Genomic DNA, 19688 nt, shown 5'->3' on the forward strand with positions numbered 1-19688 from the left:
GAGCGGACTACAACACCTTTTCGAAACTGCATCATTGGAAGCTTCAGACGCTTATTGAATAATCCGCTGCAGCTCATCAATAGTTACCTCTACCTCCGGATTAAATGCCTCAGAGCGCATATAGCTGGTAAGACTGGACAGAAATTGTCTGCCCTCCGGAGTCTCAGCAGCCTTATCTGCATTAAGCGGACAAATCAGCAGCCTGCTGTCACCAACACGGCATTCCAGCAGGAAGCCCAGCTTATGATTACGCTCGAAGTTGTCGATGGTCTGGACAATCGGACTCCACTTTTGATCCGTCCCATCCAGAATCAGTGATTTGGAATGTTCGATAATGTTCCACCAAGGATAAGTGGAGTGCTCTTCACTCGGGAAGCTCCCGAGCGCAGGATGAGTATTATCAATCAGCAGCCCCATCGTGCCGACCGGCACAGGACGGTTCATACTCTCGGAGATGGAACGGAACATCGGATAACACCAGAAATCAGTGCTGTAAAAGCCTTGAACCGCATTCTTCAGCGAATCCGGGTCCGGCATCAGCAGGATGTCTGCTCCCTGCTCCAGCAGTGCCAGCGCTTCATCATCAAGCTTATGGTAAACATTCACTTCTTCAAGTCCGCTGCTGGCTGAATCGGGATAGATCCAAAGATCATAGCTCTTGCGGATATCTGTGCCGGTGATCTGCAGACTCAGCTTAACGGAGGTCATTGCCTTAACAGCCGGAAGGTTGAGCTTAAGACGGTATAGTTCAAAATAATTAGTACCTGCCGGAATCTCTGCTGCCGCAGTTCCTTCGCTTAGTGTTCCGCTTTCAGCGGTCAAGGACCAGCTGAGCTCAAGCGTATCCGGAGTGCTGCTGCGGAACCAGCTAAGCTCAATGTCCGCCTGGAACGGTTCCCCGGAAACGTAGTTATATTTAGGGAACCGCGCCAGCAGCACCGCATCACTGCAGAATGTGCGCCATTCCTCAGCGGTAATCATGCCCTTTGAGTCCATAAAAGCGTCCAATATCCCAACCAGCGCAGTGCCCTGTCCACTGAAATCCTGCAGATCCAGCAGCTGGAACCCGGCAAGCCGCTTGGTCCGGAAGGCAGCCTCCAGCTCTTCCTTGTAGCAGGCGGCCGCCAGCTTGCCGGAAGCTGCAAAATATTTGGCAGCAAGATGGCCGAGGCCGTTCTTTTCCAGACGTTCACGGAAGATTTCGAAATTTTTGGCCTTGAGCGGTCCGCTGTATTTGGCAATTTCCTCGAAATCAGGGTAGGTTGCATATTGCCCGATCTCATGCGAGATGACCGGAATGTGCGGAATCCATTCTCCGGAAGCATCATCAGCCTGTACGGTTTTGGCTTCGGTGCCGTACTGGATCTGAATTTCACCTCCGGTTTCTTCTCCTCCGTCCGCACCCGTTACCAGTGCAGGGGGTACGAACTGGTCGTCGTAGTCCTTCAGCGTTCCCGGCACAGCAGTCTGCACATGGCCAAGCGGCGCATCACACATCGCATAGGAGCCTCTGAACAGCCGGCTTCTGGAGAACCGCACTCCGCAGAAAAAGTCCTCGTGCTCCAGAATCTCCGGCACCCATTGGTGATTATTGGAGCCCTGTGTATAAAGCGGTCTGCTGTCAAATGCCTTGTATTCCTTTAGAATGGAATCTATTTTGGCCCTGCTGCCCCACAGCTCATTGCCGAGCGACATCATTACGAAGGACGGATGGTTGCCGAAAGCCTGCAGAATGGCATAGCCTTCGCTCACCAGATAATCCTGCTCCGCCTGATTATGGTTATCGTCGGTCGGTTCAGTGACGGTGCCCCAGAAGGGCAGCTCCGGCTCCATATAGATACCCAGCAAATCTGCAGCAGTAAAAGCCGCCTCCGGCGGACAGCAGGTGTGGAACCGGTAATGGTTGATGCCGTAGGATTTGGAAATACCGAGAATTCTGACCCATTCTTCCACATCGGTCGGCGCATAGCCGGTAAGCGGAAAGATCAGTCCGTCATGCTTGCCGCGCAGAAAGGTCTTCTGTCCGTTAATGGCAAATTTGTCGCCGTCCGCCTTGAACTCAAGCAAGCCGAAGACCAGCTCGTTGCGGTCTGCCGTAACGCCTTCCCCGGTGCTGAGAGCAAGGCTTACATTGTACAGATTGGGTGCGAATTCACTCCACAACAACGCTTCAGGGCCAAGGCTGTATTCTACGTCAAAGTCCCCCGGTGTGAGCACATACGTCTGTGCTGCCGCCACATGTCCGGCTGCATTCACAGCTTCACCGTTGAAGCTTGCAGCGGATACTGTCAGCACCGCTTCTGCACTGCCTTCAAGCTTGGCTGTGATCCAGAGCGAACGGTTGGCCACATCCGGAGTAAGCCGGATTCCGCTCAAATACGATTCAGCGAAGAACTGCAGCTCCATCCGGCCGGTGATGCCATTCCAGTTGGTCTGGGTATCCGGGGAGGTCATATGTCCCCCTTTGGTAGGATATCCGGTGTTGCTGACACAGACCGTAACGTTATGTCCGCCTGCCGGCAGGCGGCCCAAATCGTACACATGTGCAGTGTTCAGGCTGTCCCGGCTGCCGATTTCCTTTCCGTCAATATAAAGCGTTGTCATCCGCGTGCGCTCCAGATACAACCGGCATGACAAACCGGCCAGTTCCTCTGGAATATCAATCTCTCTGGAATACCAGGCTTGTCCTTCGAACAGATATTCATCAGTCAGCGCGCTGATCAGAACCTCCTCGTTCCTGGGTCCTTTACGGGCGTAAGATATCGTGCCCGGCAAATGGATAGTATCGGTGTAAGGCAATACAAGCCCTTGTTTGTCTCCATCCAGCTGCAGCTTCCATTCGCCTTCTAGCTTGATCATTGTCTGCAAGAATCCCACTCCCAATCGAATATTTCAGCTGATTGAATATAAATGATGAATAGTATAGTCCTGTTATTAATTATAGTCCTATATTTACATGTTATCAATTTATATAATATTTATAATAACAATAATAACAGATAGACAGGAATGTTAATAAGCCGTACGGTGATCCGTACGGCTTGCAATCCAAGGTTATTAATTTAGTTCTTGCCCTTAATACCACACTCATTTAACGTTAACTGCACTTCATACAACTATAACCGCTACTTTCTTCGTTCCGCTCCGTTACGCGCCACGCCGGTCGGCACCAAACACCAGCCCGGCCGATTGCTTCGCCTGTTCAACGACCTCCATAACCCGTCCGCTGTGCTCCAGCATCTTGTTCACTGTATCCAGGTCACCTTCCCGGATGATCCGTTCAAAAGCCTTGAATTCATCATACATCCGGTGAGGATGATTCTTCCGGTCTATCGTCACTGGCGGCTGTCTGCCCTGTACATATTCAAAGCTGTCCATCCCGTTCGCGGGCCCGGACATATGGATATATCCACGGGTTCCCTGTATGTTCACTCCATTCTGCCCGGTGCTGTCCTTGGCCCCGATACAGACGCATTTGAATTCACCGTAATCCAGCAGCAGGATGCCGGAGGTATCAATGCCGCGGTCCATATTGGCATGATAGAGCACCTTCTCCGGACTCCCGAAGCAGCCGACTGCAAAATGGATATTATAGATATTGATATCCATCAGCGCCCCTCCGGACAGCTCCGGATTAAAGGCAGGCAACACCTCTCCGGCCAGAAAGGCATCGTACCTCGACGAATATTGGGAGTAATTGCATTCTACGATTTTGAGCGGGCCCAGCTTGGGCAAATGCTCCTTCAGCAGCAGGTAATTGTTAAGATACTGGTTGGAAATAGCCTCGGCCAGAACCAGCCTGTTCTGAAGGGCTAGCTGCTGCAGCACCAGGAATTCATCCAGATTCGAGGTGAACGGCTTCTCGCAGATCACGTGTTTGCCTTTCAATAATGCCTCCCTGGCGTATGTGAAATGCAGATGATTCGGAAGACCGATGTAGACTGTATCCACATCCGTATCCGCCAGCATCGCTTCATAGCTGTGGTAGAGCTGCGGGACCCTGTGTTTCTTTTGCAGCAGAAGCAGCTTCTCCTGATGTTCGGGCTTGGAACAGATCGCCTGTATAGCAATCCCCTGTATTTCCTGCACAAAGCTGAGCAGATCCAGCACAATATTCCCCGCTCCGGCAATTCCGAGCTTCATCAGCTGCACCCCGCGATCCCGCGTTCCAGAATCTCCATGACGGCAACCGTTTCATCATCCCTGATTGTTTTTTCCCGTCCGTTCACAATCGCCTCATAGATGTCGTCATAGACCCGGGCATAATCCCCTCTGGCGGAAACAACCTTTTCTTCATGGTAGTTGCCCTCATCATCAAGATAAGTCAGCGTCCCGTAATGTTCAGGCGTATCCAATCCGAAATCGGCATGTCCCTGCGGCAGGTAAAATAATTTGAGGTGCTCTTCCTGGCGGTCAATCGAATGCTTGACGAATACCCCTTTTTTACCGTAGACCACAAAGCTCGGACGTGCCTTCAGACGGAAAAAGCTCGATTTGACCGATACCTTCAGCGTGGAATAATAAAAGTCCAGATCAAAATAATCATTCATTCTGCCTGATCCGAGCAGCTGCCGCACATCATAATGCACCCGGTCCGGCGTCCCGAAATAAGAGATCACCTGATCAATGGTATGAACGCCATGTCCGAACAGGTAGCTGCTATACCGCGAAAACTGCTTAACCGAATTCGGAGTCTCCGGCCGGTAATAGTCATAATTCATCTCAACCTCCAGCAGCTCGCCAAGCTTGCCCGAGTCGATTACCTGTTTCGTGGTAAGGAAGTCTGAATCATAACGTCTGTTCTGGTAACACTGGATAATCAGCTTCTTTTCCCGGGCATACTCAAAGATCGATTTTGCCTCTTCCGCGCTCATCATGAACGGTTTCTCTACCAGCACATGTTTGCCGTGGTCAAGCGCCAGCTTGGCATACGAATAATGCGAGTCGATATGCGTGCATACAACGACCAGCTGAATCTCGGCATCGTTCATTACTGCCTGAAGATCATCTGTATACAGAACGCCGGGAAGCTTGTCCCATTCTGCTTTGTGCGGATTGCGGGCGTAAATGGTTTTTACCTTCAGATAGTCCCGGTTCATGGCAAACGGCAGGTGATAGCGGTTGGTGCTTTTGCCGTTTCCGATATAAGCGATTGTCAGCATGTGCATTCCCCCTGTGGGCTTTTTCGTTTATTATAAAGGAACTTATTCAGGCGTAAAGAATCTGCGGGCAAAACGGTACAAACGACCAAATCACTGTACCATATGCCTTTCATGATTGAACAAAATGTTTATCGAGGTGAAAAGCTTTGAAGCTGCTGCGGCAATTATCAGAAATGCCCCATTTTACAACTAACGAGCAGAGCATCGCAGCCTATATCCTTCACCACAGGGAAAATATGCTGCAGCTTAACATACAGGAGCTTGCCAAAGCTACCTATACGTCCCACTCGGCAATCAACCGGCTGACCCGCAAGCTCGGTTTATCCGGATTTAAGGAGTTCACTCTCCAGCTTGCCCGCGAATTTCAGCAGCAAACCCAGATCCCCTCCAGTGTCGATCCGAACTATCCGTTTGGATATGGGGAAACCGCGCTCCAGGTAGCAGGGGAAATAGCCGGACTAATGAAAGAAACGGTCAGCAGGGCTTATGCCTATCTGGACGATGAAGTCCTTGCACAGACAGCAGGCATGCTGGATCAGGCGAAAAGAATCTTTATGTATGCCTTGGGGGATTCCCAGATCCGGGCCAGAAGCTTCCAGAACAAGCTGATCAAAATCAACAAGTATGCCGTCATTGCAACTGAGCTGCACGAATGGGCATACCATACCGTTAATCTGACGCCGGAGGACTGCGCGGTCTTTGTTACATACCACGGGAATTCAGCGGTTTATTTAAAAGCAGCCCGTCACCTCAGACAGCAGGGGGTTCCGATTATTACAATTACCGCCGCTGGTAACAGTGAACTGGCGAAGCTCAGTACGCATTGTATCTGTGTACCTGATGACGAAGTCAAACATGCCAAGATCGGAACCTTCTCCTCGCAGATGGCGTTTGAATATGTGCTGAATGTAATCTTTTCCTGTATCTATAAGATTTCCTACAAGCATAACAAAGAGTCTGCCGAGCAGTCGCTGAACAGCCGTTACATTAAAGAGCTAATGGACGGTGAGTAGCACGATTTCCGGCGTCCGCCCTATAAAGAAAACAGCAGCTTAGCGGCTGCTGTTTCTGTACAACAGGATGCTCAGCCTTATGCAGGCCGGGCAACCCTTAACCTTAATCCAACGCGGACAGGGAGACACGGTAAAGCTTGTCATCCTCCTCCTGAGGACTCCCCCGCCCGTCGGTATTATTGCTGACGAAATAAAGCATGCCATCTGCAATCAGCACATCACGGACCCGGCCATATCCGGTTACAACTTCCCGTTCCTCACCAGTTTCCAGATCAAATGCCAATATGGCACTGCCCCGTAAACCAGCTGCATACAGTCTGCCATCAGCATAAGCCATGCCGGACGGCGCCCAGGTCGTATCACTGCCTGATGTGAATAACGGCGTTACCATACCTTCCCGTTGTTCTTCCCCTTCGATAACCGGCCAGCCGTAGTTCAGACCTGGTTCAATTTCATTGATCTCATCATGACTGCGGTTGCCATGCTCACTTGCATACAATATACCGTCATCCGTCCAGGCCAGCCCCTGGGCATTCCGGTGACCGTAGCTGTAGACATAGGAATCTGCAAACGGATTATCCTCCGGCACTGACCCATCAAGGTTCAGCCGCAGAATTTTGCCGCCTAAACTTCCGCGCTCCTGGGCAATCTCCGCTTCACCGGCATCACCTGCTGTGGCATACAGCTTGCCGTCGGGTCCGATCCCCAGCCTTCCGCCATGATGCACAGAGCCGCTGGGAATCCTGTCAAGCAGCAGCTCTTCTTCCTTCCAGATATCTTTATCCAGTCTAAGTGTTACGATGCGGTTAAACAGGCCCGATCCGTCATTATAAGTGTAATAGGCATATGCCAGCCCGGACTCTGCAAAATCCGGTTTAAGCGCAAGTCCCAAGAGACCGGCCTCTGAAACGTCCGCCAGCTCCTTCTTCAGCTCAACCCGCTGCTTGACGGCAGTCCCGTTGTCGATTTTCACGATGCTGCCGGTCCGTTCTGTTATATACAAGATGTCGCCGGCTTGGGCCATTGACCAGGGCACTTCAAGATTAGCGGCAAGGACCTCCGGTTCCGGTACTGCGTCTGTTTCAGGTGCAACTGTCTGTGCAGGCAGCGCTGAAGCCTGCGGAGCTGAAGCCGGAGGCTGTTCCTGAACCGAATTCTCCTGCGCTGCCGGCGGGGACAGCGGCGGTTCATCTGCTGCGGACGAGCAACCGGCGGTTATAAAGGCTGTGAGCAACGATAATATACATATTTTTTTCAAGATAATGCACCTCTGCTCTCCTGTTTGTGGGCTGCCTCCTGTCTGCTGTCTGCATATGTATTTATAAACGGATGCAGGAGCCCTAACTCAGGAACTCTTGCAGAGCTGCCGGCATTCTATTCTTCCAAAAGGATATCGCGCTGGCTTCTGGGAAGCTTGGCGACAACCAGGCTATAGGAATGGTCTATCATGTCATAAATCTCAGCCAGTGATAAGGAACCGTCGACGATAACGGTATTCCAGTGCTTCTTGTTCATATGATAGCCCGGTTTGACGGCTTCGAGCTGCTCACGCAGGTTCCCGGCAATAATAGGGTCGCATTTCAGATTGATCCGGAATTCCTCCGCCGTTCCTTTAAAGATCAGTGCAAACATTTTACCTCCGACTTTAATCACTTCAGATTCAGGGCCAAAGGGTTGCTCCAACCCCGCGCCCCGCTTGCTCAGGCAGTACTCCGTAATCTTCTGTTTCATCTCAGTACCTCTCTCTTTAGCAGCATGCTGCTTAATGCTTCTAATTATAAGAACTGGCGTTCTGTCAGGCAAGCCCGGGAATTACGGGAGTAAGGATAATTATCAGCGCGGCTATACATAATACCAATAAACCTACAATAAGGAGGCACGTAAAATGCCAGAGGACCGGCTTTGGATTGGAGCACTGGGCGGTGTAACGGAGATCGGCAAAAATATGTATTTCATTCAATACGGTGATGATATTATCGTGGTTGACTGCGGCTCCAAGTTCCCCGACGAAAGTCTGCTGGGTATTGACCTGATCATTCCTGATATTTCATATCTGCTGGCTCATCCAGATAAAGTGAAGGGACTGATCGTCACCCATGGCCATGAGGATCATATCGGAGGCATTCCGTATCTGCTGAAGCAGCTCAATCTCCCGCTCTATGCCTCCAGTCTCACGCTCGGGTTAATTGAAAGCAAGCTTAAAGAACACGGGCTGCTTCGCCAGACCAGCCTGCACCGCATAGACTCGGAGTCTATTCTTGACTTTGGCAGCATTAAGGCGAGCTTTTTCAGAACCAACCACAGTATTCCGGATTGCCTTGGCGTTGTATTCGATACACCGGAAGGCACCGTTGTCCATACTGGCGACTTCAAGTTTGATATGACTCCTGTCAACAGACAGTATCCGGACATACATAAAATGGCCGACATTGGCAAAAAAGGCGTTCGTTTTCTGCTCTCTGAGAGCACCAATGCCGAACGGCCCGGGTTCACTCCGTCTGAGAGACTGGTGGGGACACACATTGAAGAAGCATTTCAAAAAGCAGACCGCAGAATCTTCATCTCCACCTTCGCCTCCAATGTCCACCGCCTGCAGCAGATCGTTGATGCCGCCAGCCTGACCGGACGAAAGCTCGCTCTGCTTGGACGGAGCATGGTGAACGTAGTAGGCGTATCCCAGGAGCTGGGATATTTGAATGTGCCGGAAGGGATGCTGGTCGAGCCTGCAGAAGCGGCCAAGCTGCCGCCTCATGAGATTGCCGTCCTGTGTACGGGCAGCCAAGGTGAGCCTATGGCCGCTCTGTCCCGGCTGGCGAATTCCAGCAACCGGCAGATGGAGATCAGCGCGGGGGATACCGTGCTGCTCGCAGCCAATCCGATTCCCGGCAATGAACGCAATGTAGCCCGGATCATTGATAACCTGTACGTTCTGGGCGCCAAGGTTATCTATGGTTCACGAAGTGAGCTGCATGTATCCGGACACGGCAGCCAGGAGGAGCTGAAGCTGATGCTGACACTGATGAAACCGGAATATTTCATCCCGATTCACGGGGAATACCGGATGCTCCATCATCACCGCCTGCTGGCTGAGGCTGTCGGGGTTGAAGAGGACAAGATTTTCCTGCTGAAGAATGGCGAGCTGGTCGAATCCGCCGGCGGCGTTGTCAGACAATCGGGCCGCGTTCCTGCAGGGCAAATCTATGTTGACGGGCTTGGCATCGGCGACATCGGCAACGTAGTTCTGCGGGACCGCCGCCAGTTATCAGCAGACGGCATTCTGATCACGGTGATCACCCTGAGCCAGTCGGACGGACGGCTGCTGAATGAACCGGATACCATTTCCCGCGGATTCATTTACGTCCGCAATTCGGACAAGCTGATTGAGGAGGTTAATCAACTGGTCATAGCCACCCTTGATAAACTGAACCAGTCTGACCTTGGCCAGTGGAATGTCATCAAACAGACGCTCAAAGAAGCCCTCGGGAAATTTCTGTACGAGAAAACCAAACGCCGTCCAATGATTCTGCCGATTATTATAGAAGTGTAGTCTACAGAAGGCCCGCGGAATCCCGCGGGCCTTCAAAATGGTTGTCCTACCTCCTTCTTTTTCTGAATAGGCTAGTACTGGCTAGTACCCTAAAAGGAGGAGAATATCATTCATTCTTTTGTCTCGTACATGCTTCTGGGTTTATCCCTTTCCGCACCCATCGGACCCATAAATGCGGCTCAGCTGGACAAGGGTCTGCGCGGGGGATTTCTTCATGCCTGGTCACTCGGGCTTGGTGCCGTGAGTGCTGACATTATCTATATGCTGCTCGTCTATTTCGGCATGATTCATTTACTGGATGCACCTTTTGTTAAAGCCTTCTTGTGGCTGTTCGGCTTCTTTGTCCTTGTGTATACGGGCGTAGACGGAATCAGAAGCTCAAGGGAAACAGCAACGGCCAGTTTGAGAGGCGGCGGGGACACCTCCCTGTTCAGATCCTTTCTGTCCGGCTTCCTGATGTCCTTGTTTAACCCCTTGTCCATCCTGTTCTGGCTCGGAATTTACGGCTCTGTGCTGGCCAAAGCAGCCAGCGAATTCCCCATGCAGCAGCTGCTCATTTACAGCGGAGGGATTGTACTCGGCATCCTGCTGTGGGATTTCTCGATGGCTGCCGCTTCAAGCGTATTCCGCAGATTGCTGACTCCAGGTGTGCTGGGGGCTATTTCAGTTTTATCCGGCCTGTCGCTTATTGGGTTCGGCCTCTATTTCGGAGTGCAGGCTGCCCGGCTGCTATTCCTGCACTAAACCTTGCTCTTGCGCAGCCGGATCCCCTTGATCCTGAATTCGGAGCCAGGGAGAGACTGGTGCCAGCCCATTTCAACGCCCTGCTGTTCCTGTTCTTGCTCAGCTGAGGAAGTCTCCTTCTTTCGCCTCACACGCTGGACTATAAAGTCACTAAACGCGATTAGAGCAACAATCAGCAGGCTGATGTAGAATCCCGGTCGGCTTACTTTATGGAAAAGAGTGCCCATAACCGCAGCTCCGATCAGAATAAGTCCGCTCCAGCGCTTCAGTCCGCTTAGCTGGCCAGATTTAAGCAGCTTTCCTGAAGACAGCAGAATCCAGGACCAGTTATACAGGATCATGAGGCCGGCAGCCGTCGTGATGTATTCATATACACTGTCCGGCAGCCACAGCGACATCATTATGGCCCCGGTTAATCCGGCCGCAATCAGGCAGAGTGCAAGAAACGGATACTTGTCCTTCCATTTCTGCGCGAACATCCGCGGAGCATCCCCTTCCTGGGCCAGGGTAATCATCATGGAGGTAATCGCATACAGGGATGCCGTCATGGTCGAGAAGCCGGCAATAATCAGTACCCCGTTAAAGACATGAGGGACAAAAGGCAGCCGGTCGCTGCTCAGCGCCAGCATAAACGGGCTTTCTTTAGGATTAAACGCACTAAGCGGAACCATAATGACGGCGAGACCGATGGATAGTACATAGACCGTTGCCAGCGACAGCAGCATGACCTTGCCGGCTTTGGGCGCTTCTTCGGGATTCTCCAGCCTGTACGCCATAATGCCCAGCACTTCGATGCCGCCATAAGCATAGAAGGCAAAAATAAAAGCAGACCACAGGCCGATTCCTCCGGAAGGAAGCCAGCCCTTGAAGCCGTTAGGCATGTCGGGACTATACTTGGCGCCTCCAATCCATCCGGCCAGAAAAGCCGCTGCCAGTATCAGAAACATCAGAATCGCTGACACTTTGATAACAGCCAGCACATTTTCCACCTGGTCAAACCCCTTGTTGCCAAAAAAGACTATGAGAAGACTGAGTACCGCATATCCCGCTGCGAACGTCCACATCGGCACCGCCGGGAACCAGAACCGGGAGAAAATGGACAGCGCCGTTAGCTGGCTCCCCATAATCAGCAGCTCGGAGAACCAGTATACCCAGCCGCTGCCGAATCCGGCCCAGCTCCCGAATGCCTTTTTGGCATAGGACCGAAAGGAGCCCTGTTCAGGATGCTGGGCAGTCATTTGCGCCAATGCATCAAAGACTACATATGTACCGGCAGCTGCCAGCAAATAAACGAGCAGCACGGCCGGGCCTCCAATGGAAATGGCCAGTCCTGAGCCGAGAAAATAACCTGTGCCGATCGTTCCGGCAACCCCAAGCATACTTAACTGCCACCATTTCAGTTTCTTCTGTTGTGCATTATCCTTGCCCGAAGCCTGATTCATGAATACCGTCCTCGTTTTCTCTTTAGAATTTGAGCGTTTCTTCAAATTCTAGAGTTCCCGTTCAGAGGCACATTCATGAAACCAATTATTATCCTTTAGGCGGATAAGGATCATTTCCGTAGCTGACCGAGTCTGAAATCTTGCCGTCTTTATTATGGATTTTCAGCTCCGTACGGGCTTTCTTCGCTTCCTCACGGCCGGCCTGCTCGGCCTCCTCTTTGGTTCGGTGATGGCTGAGCTTCCCGCCCCCGGCTGACTGAATATCCCAGCCTCCGTTAGGATTCGGTGTAGTATGAATGTTGTGTTTGCGCTGATCTGCCACTTGAAATCCTCCTTTGCTGATAAGTCTGCCAATCATTAACCGTATAAGGTCACCGGCAATCAGAGTCTGTGAAGTTCAAATAGCATCGCTTTACAATACAAAAGCCGCGCTATTGCGCGGCTGCTCTTTTTAAGGGCGGTAAGTGATTTTGGAGGTGACAGGCGTTCTCTGCTTGAGCTGCGGAAGTTCATCCGGATAGCCTATGCCAAAAACACCGATTACATCGTAATCCTCCGGTACACCGATAATAAGACGGTTATGAGGAAGAGCACCTAATGAGGCCCAATAGGCACCTGCGCCTGCCTCATGTGCGGCCAGCAGAAAATTCTGGGCAAAACAGGAGACCGCCATAACGTTCTCGTCACGCTCAAACGGGGTTGCAGCTGATTTGGATAATAACGCAAGGACAACCGGCGCTCCGCCAAAGTCCGTCTTATGCTTCAGCTCTGCCCTTGTTTCCGCTCCGATGATTACAATCTCCCACGGTTCATTCATCCGGTGGTTCGGCGCATAGCTCGCAGCCTCAAGCCAGGATAACAGGTCTGCTTCGCTGACAGGATCCGGCTTGAACTGCTTGACACTTCTCCGGGTTTTGATGACATCCACGATACTCATTGCTTAATCCCCTTCCTTGTTGTCGTTCTAAATCTGTTGCTCTATGGCTTTGCCAAGATCATAATCCAGCAGCTCTATGTCCGGGTTAAGTCCCAGTGCCAGCTTCGCCAGCTGGCTTCCGATAAACGGCCCCATCGTTAATCCTGAGGCTCCGAGCCCGTTGGCAGCAAGCAGTCCTTCCCAGCCCGGCACTGCACCGATCACCGGGAGAAAGCCGGGGGTGAACGGACGGAAGCCTACCCGTGCCTCTTGAACTGTACTGTCTGCCAGTCCGGGAGCCAGCTCCAGCCCTTTGTTAAGAACCTCCTGTATCCCGCCGGCTGTTACGCTTGTATCATAGCCTTCAATATCGTTTTCGTGTGTTGCTCCAATCACGATCCTGCCCCCGTCAAAGGACAGGAGGTACTGATCCGTAGGCGGGATAACTACGGGCCAGGAGCCTGTATCCGCTTGGTCCGCTACCTTTAGGTGCATGATCTGGCCCTTCTGATAGCTCACCTTAAGCCTGATACCGAGCGGCAGCATCAGCGGCCCTGCCCACGCTCCGGCACAGACGATTACAGTATCTGCGGCGAAAATCTGCCCGTCAGCGACCGCTCCCGTAACACGGTTTTCGGTAAATTGCAGAGACGCATCCCCGTTCAGCAGCCGGGCTCCGCTGCGCAGGGCAGACCGCAGCAGCGCATCGCGCAATGCCCGGCCGTCCACCCGCGCAGCGCCGCTGACCTGCAGGGAATGATAACCTTCAGCCAGCAGCGGAACCTGTTCACGTGTCTGCTGCCCAGTCAGCATGTTTAATTCGCCAATCTCCGGCGCATCCTCCAGCCGCTTTCTTGCACGCTCTTCCTGTTGCTTGAGCTTGTCCGTGTCCACATGGACACTAAGCGCACCCACCCGGGCATACCCGGTTTCGGTTTCCCCCTCCTGCTCAAGCTCGCTGATCAAACCGGGGTAAAAGCGGGCTCCCGCTCTGGCCAGCCTGTACCAGGCCTGATTACGCCGCTGTGATAGCCAGGGGCAGATGATCCCGGCAGCGGCATCTGTGGCCTGCCCCGGGTCCTTACGGTCGATAATCAGCACCTCTGCCCCCAGCTTCGCCAGCTGATATGCCGTTGAAGCACCTAGAATTCCTGCGCCGATGACGATGACTTTTCTCATGATGACTTTCCTCTCCCTGGCAGACTCTCCATAGAACTGCCGGATTATTTCAGTTTGTGGATCAGCTGCTCCAGCTTGGGAAAAACCCGCAGCGCATTTTTGTAGAAGACATCTTCCCAGTGTACTTCAGGAATGAGGTGTTTCACAAATGTAATATAGGCCTCCAGCGGAATAAGCGGCCAGTCGGTACCGAATACCAGCCGGTCATATTTCTCGGCAAAAACAATGGCGCGGCGGAAATGATCGGTATACGTCTGCTCGCCCAGCAGCCTGTTTACCTTGGCAGAATCACCGACAATCCAGCCGGACAGGTCGCTGTACAGGTTCGGATTTTTCTCCAGCAGTGCTGCGGTATCCATTACCCAGGGATCTCCAAGATGGCAGAGCATAAAAGTGAGCTCCCGGTGCTTCAGGAAGGTCTCCTCCATCGACAGCGGATGGGAATATTTAAGCAGCCCTTTATCCGCATAGGTAAGCCCTCCGTGAATGACGATGGGCATATTATATTGCGAAGCCAGCCTGTAGACAGGATCATAAATTTCGTCGCCGACATTGAAGTGATAGTAGCCCGCGTACAGCTTGATGCCTACAACATGCTCTTCGCGCAGAGACTGCTCCAGTGCTTCCAGCTGTCCGTCCAGGTGCAGTGTAAGCGGGTTAATGCCCACACAGGTATACAGATTGTCCGGCAGCGTATCCGCCAGATCAAGCCGCATCGGATTGAGGGCCTCAGAATCAGGAAAAGCTCCCGGCAGTGTCTCCGTCACGCCCATTCCCACACCTGCTATGACACCGGATCGCCGGAATTCTGCGAGCAGCCCCTTTTCCGAATAATCAATATTTGCCAGCGCCTGGGCCGTTTCGTGAAAAGCTTCAATATTGGAATAATGGACATGTGCATCAATGATTTTCATAGATAAGATAAGTCCTTTCCTGGAATCTACAGGTTGAATTTAATGTTTAACAGGTCCCGGAAGGCCTCTTCCGGAATATCCAGATCAGAGAGTATATAAAACTGCGGTGTGCTGAACATCGTATCTCCGTCTCTCAGGTGCAGCTGCTCTGTTATAAAAGAGGAAATAACATGCGTATTAACCAACAACTCAGGTGTTGCTTTGTCCGGACAGGAAACCTGGCTCATCCGCTGCTTCCGCTCATCTGAGCTGAATTGAATGATGCCGCTCGAGCTTATAGTTTCATTTTGAACTCTCCCGGCCTTGTATGTGATTCTTTCACCGGCCGCATTCTTCACCGTCCCCCTGCTGCTCTTCAGCACGTTGCCGGTTTTATAAAAACCTAGGGTGTGCAATGTCACGGGTTGAAGGGGTGCACCGGTATTCTGCACGATTTGAACCACAGATGCAAGCACCGGTACACCAGGCAGCAGCAGAAAGTAATGATTAAGCGTAAGCCCTTGTAATTTGCGGTTATGAGTAACCTTGATGCTAACCAGGATACCTGACCATCCATTGCCTTTGCTGTCAGTCAACCCGGCAAAAGCAGCTTCTCGCGGCTCCTCCTGAAGGCTAAGCCTGGATAGACCCTCAACTCCGGCTATTATACCGCCGGTCCACGGATTCCACCACGACTTGGGCTGTGGTAACGGATAGGAGGAGTCGAGCCATTCCTGGCCCTGATATTGCAGGGAAAACAGAGCCGGCGCAAAGCTGCTGTCAGCCTTAATCTGCAGCACTCCGTTGTCGGCAGTAAGTACCTCACCCTGTTCTGAGCGGCTCACCTGCCGCTTCACTTCATCCCCGGATACAGGGATCACCAGAAAGCTTTCTGTAGAATGATAGGTTTCCATATCAAGCTGCAGCTGAAGCATATCGGCCTCCCCCTGTCTGCCGGAAAGAAGCGGAAGACTGGTCTCTGCCAGCTGCTCAGCGGCACGAATCACCCGGCTATGCGGCACAATGCTGCCAGCCGCTGAAGACAAAGAGATATCCCCTTCCAGGAAGCTCATTTTCTGCTCCTGCAGCTGCAGCTCAGACGCCCCGCTGATAAACGGATTCCCTCCGTTCAAGCTAATCTTCAGCTGAGAGGACGTATCCGGTCTCCCGGAACGGGAATGCCCTTGCTGCAGCGCAAAGGAACGGAAATCTTGCCAATTGCTCCAAGTGCCCAGCGCGATCCGCAGCGCCCCAGTCTGTACCGTGCGGTCAGCCGCTATGTGTTCAATCGGATGCTCCACTGCATATAACCAGTGATCCCGTATTAAGGTGCGGTCAGCCGGCCAGACAATGCCCCGGGTCATTTTACCGTCATCTGCATACAGCCAGTTTTCCGTCAGCTTCTGCACATCCCAGTAGTCGGGGCTGGCTGCATGAACGCCCTGATTCAGGTCAATGTATTGACTGCAATAGGGAATGACGGCTCCTTCCAGGCTGAAGCCAAAGCTTTCCTTGAGATGGAGCGGTTCAGTAAAATCTGCACCCGACTGGTTATGAAGCTGGTGATACCGTTCAATAATACCGTTCCTGTGAAGCTTGATTACTGTCGTTAAAAGCAGACCTTCCCGTGTGGAATCCAGCTTATAACGGGCTTCCAGCACCATTGCTTCTCCATCCGGGTAAGTAGTCACCTGCTCCGCTGTCGACTTTTTGAATTCGTTCGTATACGGCAGGCCGAACTTCGGAAACATCAGCCCCAGCGCTTTTTGCCGGTCTTCATACAGCTCCAGTGTGTTACTGGATCTGTCCAGATGCGCCGAATACCGGCCGTTGCTGATAAGCCAGCCCTTGTCTGTCTTACCGCCGATGGCAACCTCCGTTCCGGGAAACACCAGACTAACCTCCTGCTCAATCACGGCAGCTTCCGGACTTCCACTATGGGCAGTAATGGCCAGCCTCGGATTCCAAATCCCATACTCCTTAAGTTGTGCGGATACGGTCAGAGTTTTGCGGGCTTTTGCCGGAACCGTGATCTGGACAGCAGGCTGATCAAATGCCAGTACGGCATCCTCCGGCAGGCTGAAGCTGAACAATGTCTCCGTAGCATATTCATTCTCGGCTGTTATATCCAGCTCAAAGGATTCGCCTTTATAAAGCATAGTGCGGTCAGGCAGCGTAAGTCTGAGTTTAACCGGATATTTCGGCTCGATCCCAAGCTTGAACACTGCGGACTGTCCATTAATGAGCAGTTCCGCTTCTACAACCGGGTGAGTCTGATAGGCATTCTGCTCTTCTTCCATCGGATGCACCCGGAATTGCCCCTCAACTCGCTCCGCCGCTTCAACAGACCTTGTCTCCTCCAGCTCAAAGCTGATATTAGGGTTGCTGATTCCCTTGATCTGCAGGGTGAGCGGCTTGCCACTTTTGTTCACAGCCTCATAGATTACCGGATAGCTGCTTCCAAAGGGAAGCTGATGCTGCAGCGGAATGGAGGCCTGAATCAGATAATCATCGGTTTCAATCAGCCGTAACCCGCGTCCCGTACGCTCATATTCCATTTTCAGCTTAAGCCCGTCTTTTTCCCAGGCATATGTAAAATAATCGAAGCCGTTCTCTCTGCGGCCGTCCGGCGAAACGGATATCTCCCGTACACTGTCTCTATACCAGTCCAGCTGTTCAAAGAACGGTTTCACCGCACCGGTCTGCAGAACAGACGGGATAAAGTTCATCAGATGCGTGGTATCATCGCGCTTTTCCCAGAAAAAACCACTTTTCTTATAAGCCGGCACAGCCTTCGTATTACCCGGCCAGGTATATAGGTCCAGACGGGGCCAGCCCCGTTTAATCGTTTCCTCCAATGCGCGGAGTATGAGCATCTTGCCGATTTTGCGGCCATGGTAATCGGGCCGGACATTCAGCAGCGGGATATATAAGGCCCCGGTGTCTTCCTTGTAATGGGAAAAGCTGCAGTATCCGATAACCTCGCCGCCGGCAACAGCAAGGAATAGCTTAAGGTGGGTTCCGTTCTGATGCTCCTCGATTACACTCTGTTCCGTCTGATACGAATTATCTCCTCCCCAGCTTTCATAACTTCTGTTCCACATTTCAGCGATCGATTTGGCGTGCCTGCGGGGTTCATATTCTTCGATCACAATTTCAGGGGCTTGCAGCATGTAGTAACGTACCTCCTTCAAGGGCTGTATACTCCTTGCTTTCAGGCAAGGGAATGGATAATCTTGTATATTCCAGTATATATCAGAAAGATCAGCAGGTGAAAGCGCGAGTCTTTTTATAATGAATATTTACTGTTTACTCTCCAGCCGTTTAAATTGCAGAAAGTCTGCCGGCTGCAGCAAGAACAATTGAATTCGTGTCACTAAATTTAACATTGACAAAGGCAAGTCCGATGATTTAGTATTATTTATATGATAAATGTCACATTAAATAACATTATCATTCTTGTATAAGCCCATTAATTGGAGTGGGCGTCTCGACCAGGCAACCGTAAATTGCCCCAGGCTACAAGAGGATGCATGAGCTGTTGCGGCTTGTATTTTGAACTTTTAAATACTGCCCTTCTTCCCTCTGCGCCTCTTTAACCTGGGGTTTATTGCATTTCCAACACCTACAACCAAAAGGAGAGAACCTACCATGACAAAAACCAATGCGCTTGCCGAATCTCAGATGCAGCTTCCCCGTGACTGTACTTTTACACCGGGTGACTGGCAGGTTCTGTCTAAGTACTGGTATCCGGTTGCCATTGCTGAAGAAATCAAAGATAAACCGGTATCCGTCAAGCTGCTGGATGTTAAGCTGGTCTGCTACCGCAGCCACGGCAAGGTTGTGATCGCCCGGGATCTTTGCTTCCACCGCGGGGCCCCGCTCAGTCTCGGCTGGGTCGAAAATGAAGAAATCGTCTGTCCGTATCACGGTTTCCGATACAACTGCGAGGGTGCCTGCACCTCTGTTCCGGCCCATCCCAGCGCCAAAATCTCCCCGAAACTGAAGCTTATCATGTACCCTGCAGTGGAGCGCTACGGGTTAATCTGGACCTCGCTGGCAGGAACGGAAGAGCAGCTTCCGGAATTCAGCGGCTGGGACGATCCGGACTTTATTAATATTTTGCCGCCCAGCTTCGATATTGCCGGCTCTTCCGGGCGCCAGATGGAAGGATTTCTCGATGTTTCCCATTTTGCCTACGTTCATGCTGATTCGTTTGCCGATCCCGACAACACGGAGGTCCCGCAGTATAAAGTCAGACGGGAAGGCAACGAGCTGTTCGCCGATTACTGGAGCACGGTCAGCAACTACGGTAAAGGCCAGGAGAATCCGGCGCCGGAAGGCTTCATGTGGCTGCGTGCCTTCCGGGTATTCGCTCCCTTTGCGGCATCGCTCACGGTTCATTTTCCGGATGACGGCAAGCTGATGATCTTAAACTGCGCTTCTCCCGTATCTGCCCGTTATACCCGGCTCTTCTGTCCGATCTCGCGGAATTTTGACAAATCTGTACCGGTGGAAGACACGATCAAATTCAATCTTCAGGTGTTCTCGGAGGACAGGGAGATGGTTGAAGCCCAGACTCCGGAGGATCTGCCGCTGGATCTGACCGCCGAGGCACATATTCCGGCAGACCGGACCTCTATCGCCTATAGACAGCTGTTGACTGAACTGGGTCTCGGCCGCGATTATACTTCATAAGACTCATATCCGCTTTTCTAAAACCACAAGGGCGGCTGCACATGTTCTTCTTTTACAGAACATGCGCAGCCGCCCTTTAACTTCACTGCCGTTA

General features: G+C 52.0%; 15 protein-coding genes and 1 riboswitch. Of the genes, 4 read left to right on the plus strand and 11 right to left on the minus strand.

The window, feature by feature from the left end:
- Positions 1-51: 51 nt before the first annotated feature.
- From M2108_RS02450 to M2108_RS02460, 3 genes are all read right to left on the minus strand, one after another.
- Positions 52-2859 (minus strand): glycoside hydrolase family 2 TIM barrel-domain containing protein, encoded by a 2808-nt coding sequence (locus M2108_RS02450; RefSeq protein WP_277467793.1) that lies wholly within the window; start codon positions 2857-2859, stop codon positions 52-54.
- A 288-nt stretch (positions 2860-3147) separates the two neighbouring features.
- Entirely contained in the window at positions 3148-4143 is a 996-nt protein-coding gene (locus M2108_RS02455) for a Gfo/Idh/MocA family protein (RefSeq protein WP_277467477.1), read from the minus strand.
- Entirely contained in the window at positions 4143-5162 is a 1020-nt protein-coding gene (locus M2108_RS02460; protein ID WP_277467476.1) for a Gfo/Idh/MocA family oxidoreductase, read from the minus strand. Before M2108_RS02460 ends, M2108_RS02455 begins: the two co-directional genes overlap by 1 nt.
- A gap of 146 nt (positions 5163-5308) precedes the next feature.
- Here M2108_RS02460 and M2108_RS02465 point away from each other — a divergent pair, with 146 nt between their 5' ends.
- On the plus strand, positions 5309-6175 hold the full coding sequence (locus M2108_RS02465; protein ID WP_277467475.1) for a MurR/RpiR family transcriptional regulator: 867 nt from the start codon (positions 5309-5311) through the stop codon (positions 6173-6175).
- A gap of 103 nt (positions 6176-6278) precedes the next feature.
- On the opposite strand, the gene M2108_RS02470 is transcribed toward M2108_RS02465, so the two are convergent.
- Positions 6279-7433, minus strand: coding sequence for a PQQ-dependent sugar dehydrogenase (locus M2108_RS02470; protein ID WP_277467474.1), 1155 nt, complete (start codon positions 7431-7433; stop codon positions 6279-6281).
- 116 nt (positions 7434-7549) lie between these two features.
- Positions 7550-7906 carry an MmcQ/YjbR family DNA-binding protein gene (locus M2108_RS02475; protein WP_277467473.1) on the minus strand — a complete coding sequence of 119 codons (357 nt, stop codon included), beginning with the start codon at positions 7904-7906 and terminating at the stop codon, positions 7550-7552.
- A gap of 154 nt (positions 7907-8060) precedes the next feature.
- Here M2108_RS02475 and M2108_RS02480 point away from each other — a divergent pair, with 154 nt between their 5' ends.
- Both M2108_RS02480 and M2108_RS02485 read left to right on the plus strand, forming a co-directional pair.
- Entirely contained in the window at positions 8061-9722 is a 1662-nt protein-coding gene (locus M2108_RS02480) for a ribonuclease J (RefSeq protein ID WP_277467472.1), read from the plus strand.
- 108 nt (positions 9723-9830) lie between these two features.
- A complete protein-coding gene (locus tag M2108_RS02485; RefSeq protein ID WP_277467792.1) occupies positions 9831-10466 on the plus strand; it encodes a LysE family transporter in 636 nt (211 codons plus the stop codon).
- Here M2108_RS02485 and M2108_RS02490 read toward each other — a convergent pair.
- The 6 genes from M2108_RS02490 to M2108_RS02515 all read right to left on the minus strand — a co-directional run bounded on the left by M2108_RS02490 (position 10463) and on the right by M2108_RS02515 (position 18090).
- On the minus strand, positions 10463-11908 hold the full coding sequence (locus M2108_RS02490) for an amino acid permease (RefSeq protein WP_277467471.1): 1446 nt from the start codon (positions 11906-11908) through the stop codon (positions 10463-10465). The genes M2108_RS02485 and M2108_RS02490 overlap by 4 nt on opposite strands.
- Positions 11909-11996: 88 nt before the next feature.
- A complete protein-coding gene (locus M2108_RS02495) occupies positions 11997-12230 on the minus strand; it encodes a DUF2188 domain-containing protein (protein ID WP_277467469.1) in 234 nt (77 codons plus the stop codon).
- A 129-nt stretch (positions 12231-12359) separates the two neighbouring features.
- Complete coding sequence (locus tag M2108_RS02500) at positions 12360-12845, minus strand: nitroreductase family protein (protein ID WP_277467467.1); 486 nt, start codon at positions 12843-12845, stop codon at positions 12360-12362.
- A gap of 27 nt (positions 12846-12872) precedes the next feature.
- Positions 12873-14003: an NAD(P)/FAD-dependent oxidoreductase gene (locus M2108_RS02505; RefSeq protein WP_277467465.1), complete on the minus strand. Its 1131-nt coding sequence runs from the start codon at positions 14001-14003 to the stop codon at positions 12873-12875.
- Between the two features lie 44 nt (positions 14004-14047).
- Positions 14048-14917 carry an amidohydrolase family protein gene (locus M2108_RS02510; RefSeq protein ID WP_277467463.1) on the minus strand — a complete coding sequence of 290 codons (870 nt, stop codon included), beginning with the start codon at positions 14915-14917 and terminating at the stop codon, positions 14048-14050.
- Positions 14918-14943: 26 nt separating this feature from the next.
- Positions 14944-18090 (minus strand): GNAT family N-acetyltransferase, encoded by a 3147-nt coding sequence (locus tag M2108_RS02515; protein ID WP_277467462.1) that lies wholly within the window; start codon positions 18088-18090, stop codon positions 14944-14946.
- Between the two features lie 245 nt (positions 18091-18335).
- Positions 18336-18438, plus strand: a riboswitch (purine riboswitch).
- 109 nt (positions 18439-18547) lie between these two features.
- Between M2108_RS02515 and M2108_RS02520 the strand changes: the two genes are divergently transcribed.
- Complete coding sequence (locus M2108_RS02520) at positions 18548-19594, plus strand: aromatic ring-hydroxylating oxygenase subunit alpha (RefSeq protein WP_277467460.1); 1047 nt, start codon at positions 18548-18550, stop codon at positions 19592-19594.
- Positions 19595-19688: the final 94 nt, after the last annotated feature.

It is taken from the genome of Paenibacillus sp. PastM-3, assembly GCF_029893965.1.
GTDB lineage: Bacteria > Bacillota > Bacilli > Paenibacillales > Paenibacillaceae > Paenibacillus_AQ.

Bases quoted from the DNA above. Each gene is read 5' to 3' on its own strand.
- M2108_RS02450 (WP_277467793.1), bottom strand. From the start codon at position 2,859: ATGATCAAGCTAGAAGGCGAATGGAAGCTGCAGCTGGATGGAGACAAA.
- M2108_RS02455 (WP_277467477.1), bottom strand. From the start codon at position 4,143: ATGAAGCTCGGAATTGCCGGAGCGGGGAATATTGTGCTGGATCTGCTC.
- M2108_RS02460 (WP_277467476.1), bottom strand. From the start codon at position 5,162: ATGCTGACAATCGCTTATATCGGAAACGGCAAAAGCACCAACCGCTAT.
- M2108_RS02475 (WP_277467473.1), bottom strand. From the start codon at position 7,906: ATGAAACAGAAGATTACGGAGTACTGCCTGAGCAAGCGGGGCGCGGGG.
- M2108_RS02480 (WP_277467472.1), top strand. From the start codon at position 8,061: ATGCCAGAGGACCGGCTTTGGATTGGAGCACTGGGCGGTGTAACGGAG.
- M2108_RS02490 (WP_277467471.1), bottom strand. From the start codon at position 11,908: ATGAATCAGGCTTCGGGCAAGGATAATGCACAACAGAAGAAACTGAAA.
- M2108_RS02500 (WP_277467467.1), bottom strand. From the start codon at position 12,845: ATGAGTATCGTGGATGTCATCAAAACCCGGAGAAGTGTCAAGCAGTTC.
- M2108_RS02505 (WP_277467465.1), bottom strand. From the start codon at position 14,003: ATGAGAAAAGTCATCGTCATCGGCGCAGGAATTCTAGGTGCTTCAACG.
- M2108_RS02510 (WP_277467463.1), bottom strand. From the start codon at position 14,917: ATGAAAATCATTGATGCACATGTCCATTATTCCAATATTGAAGCTTTT.
- M2108_RS02520 (WP_277467460.1), top strand. From the start codon at position 18,548: ATGACAAAAACCAATGCGCTTGCCGAATCTCAGATGCAGCTTCCCCGT.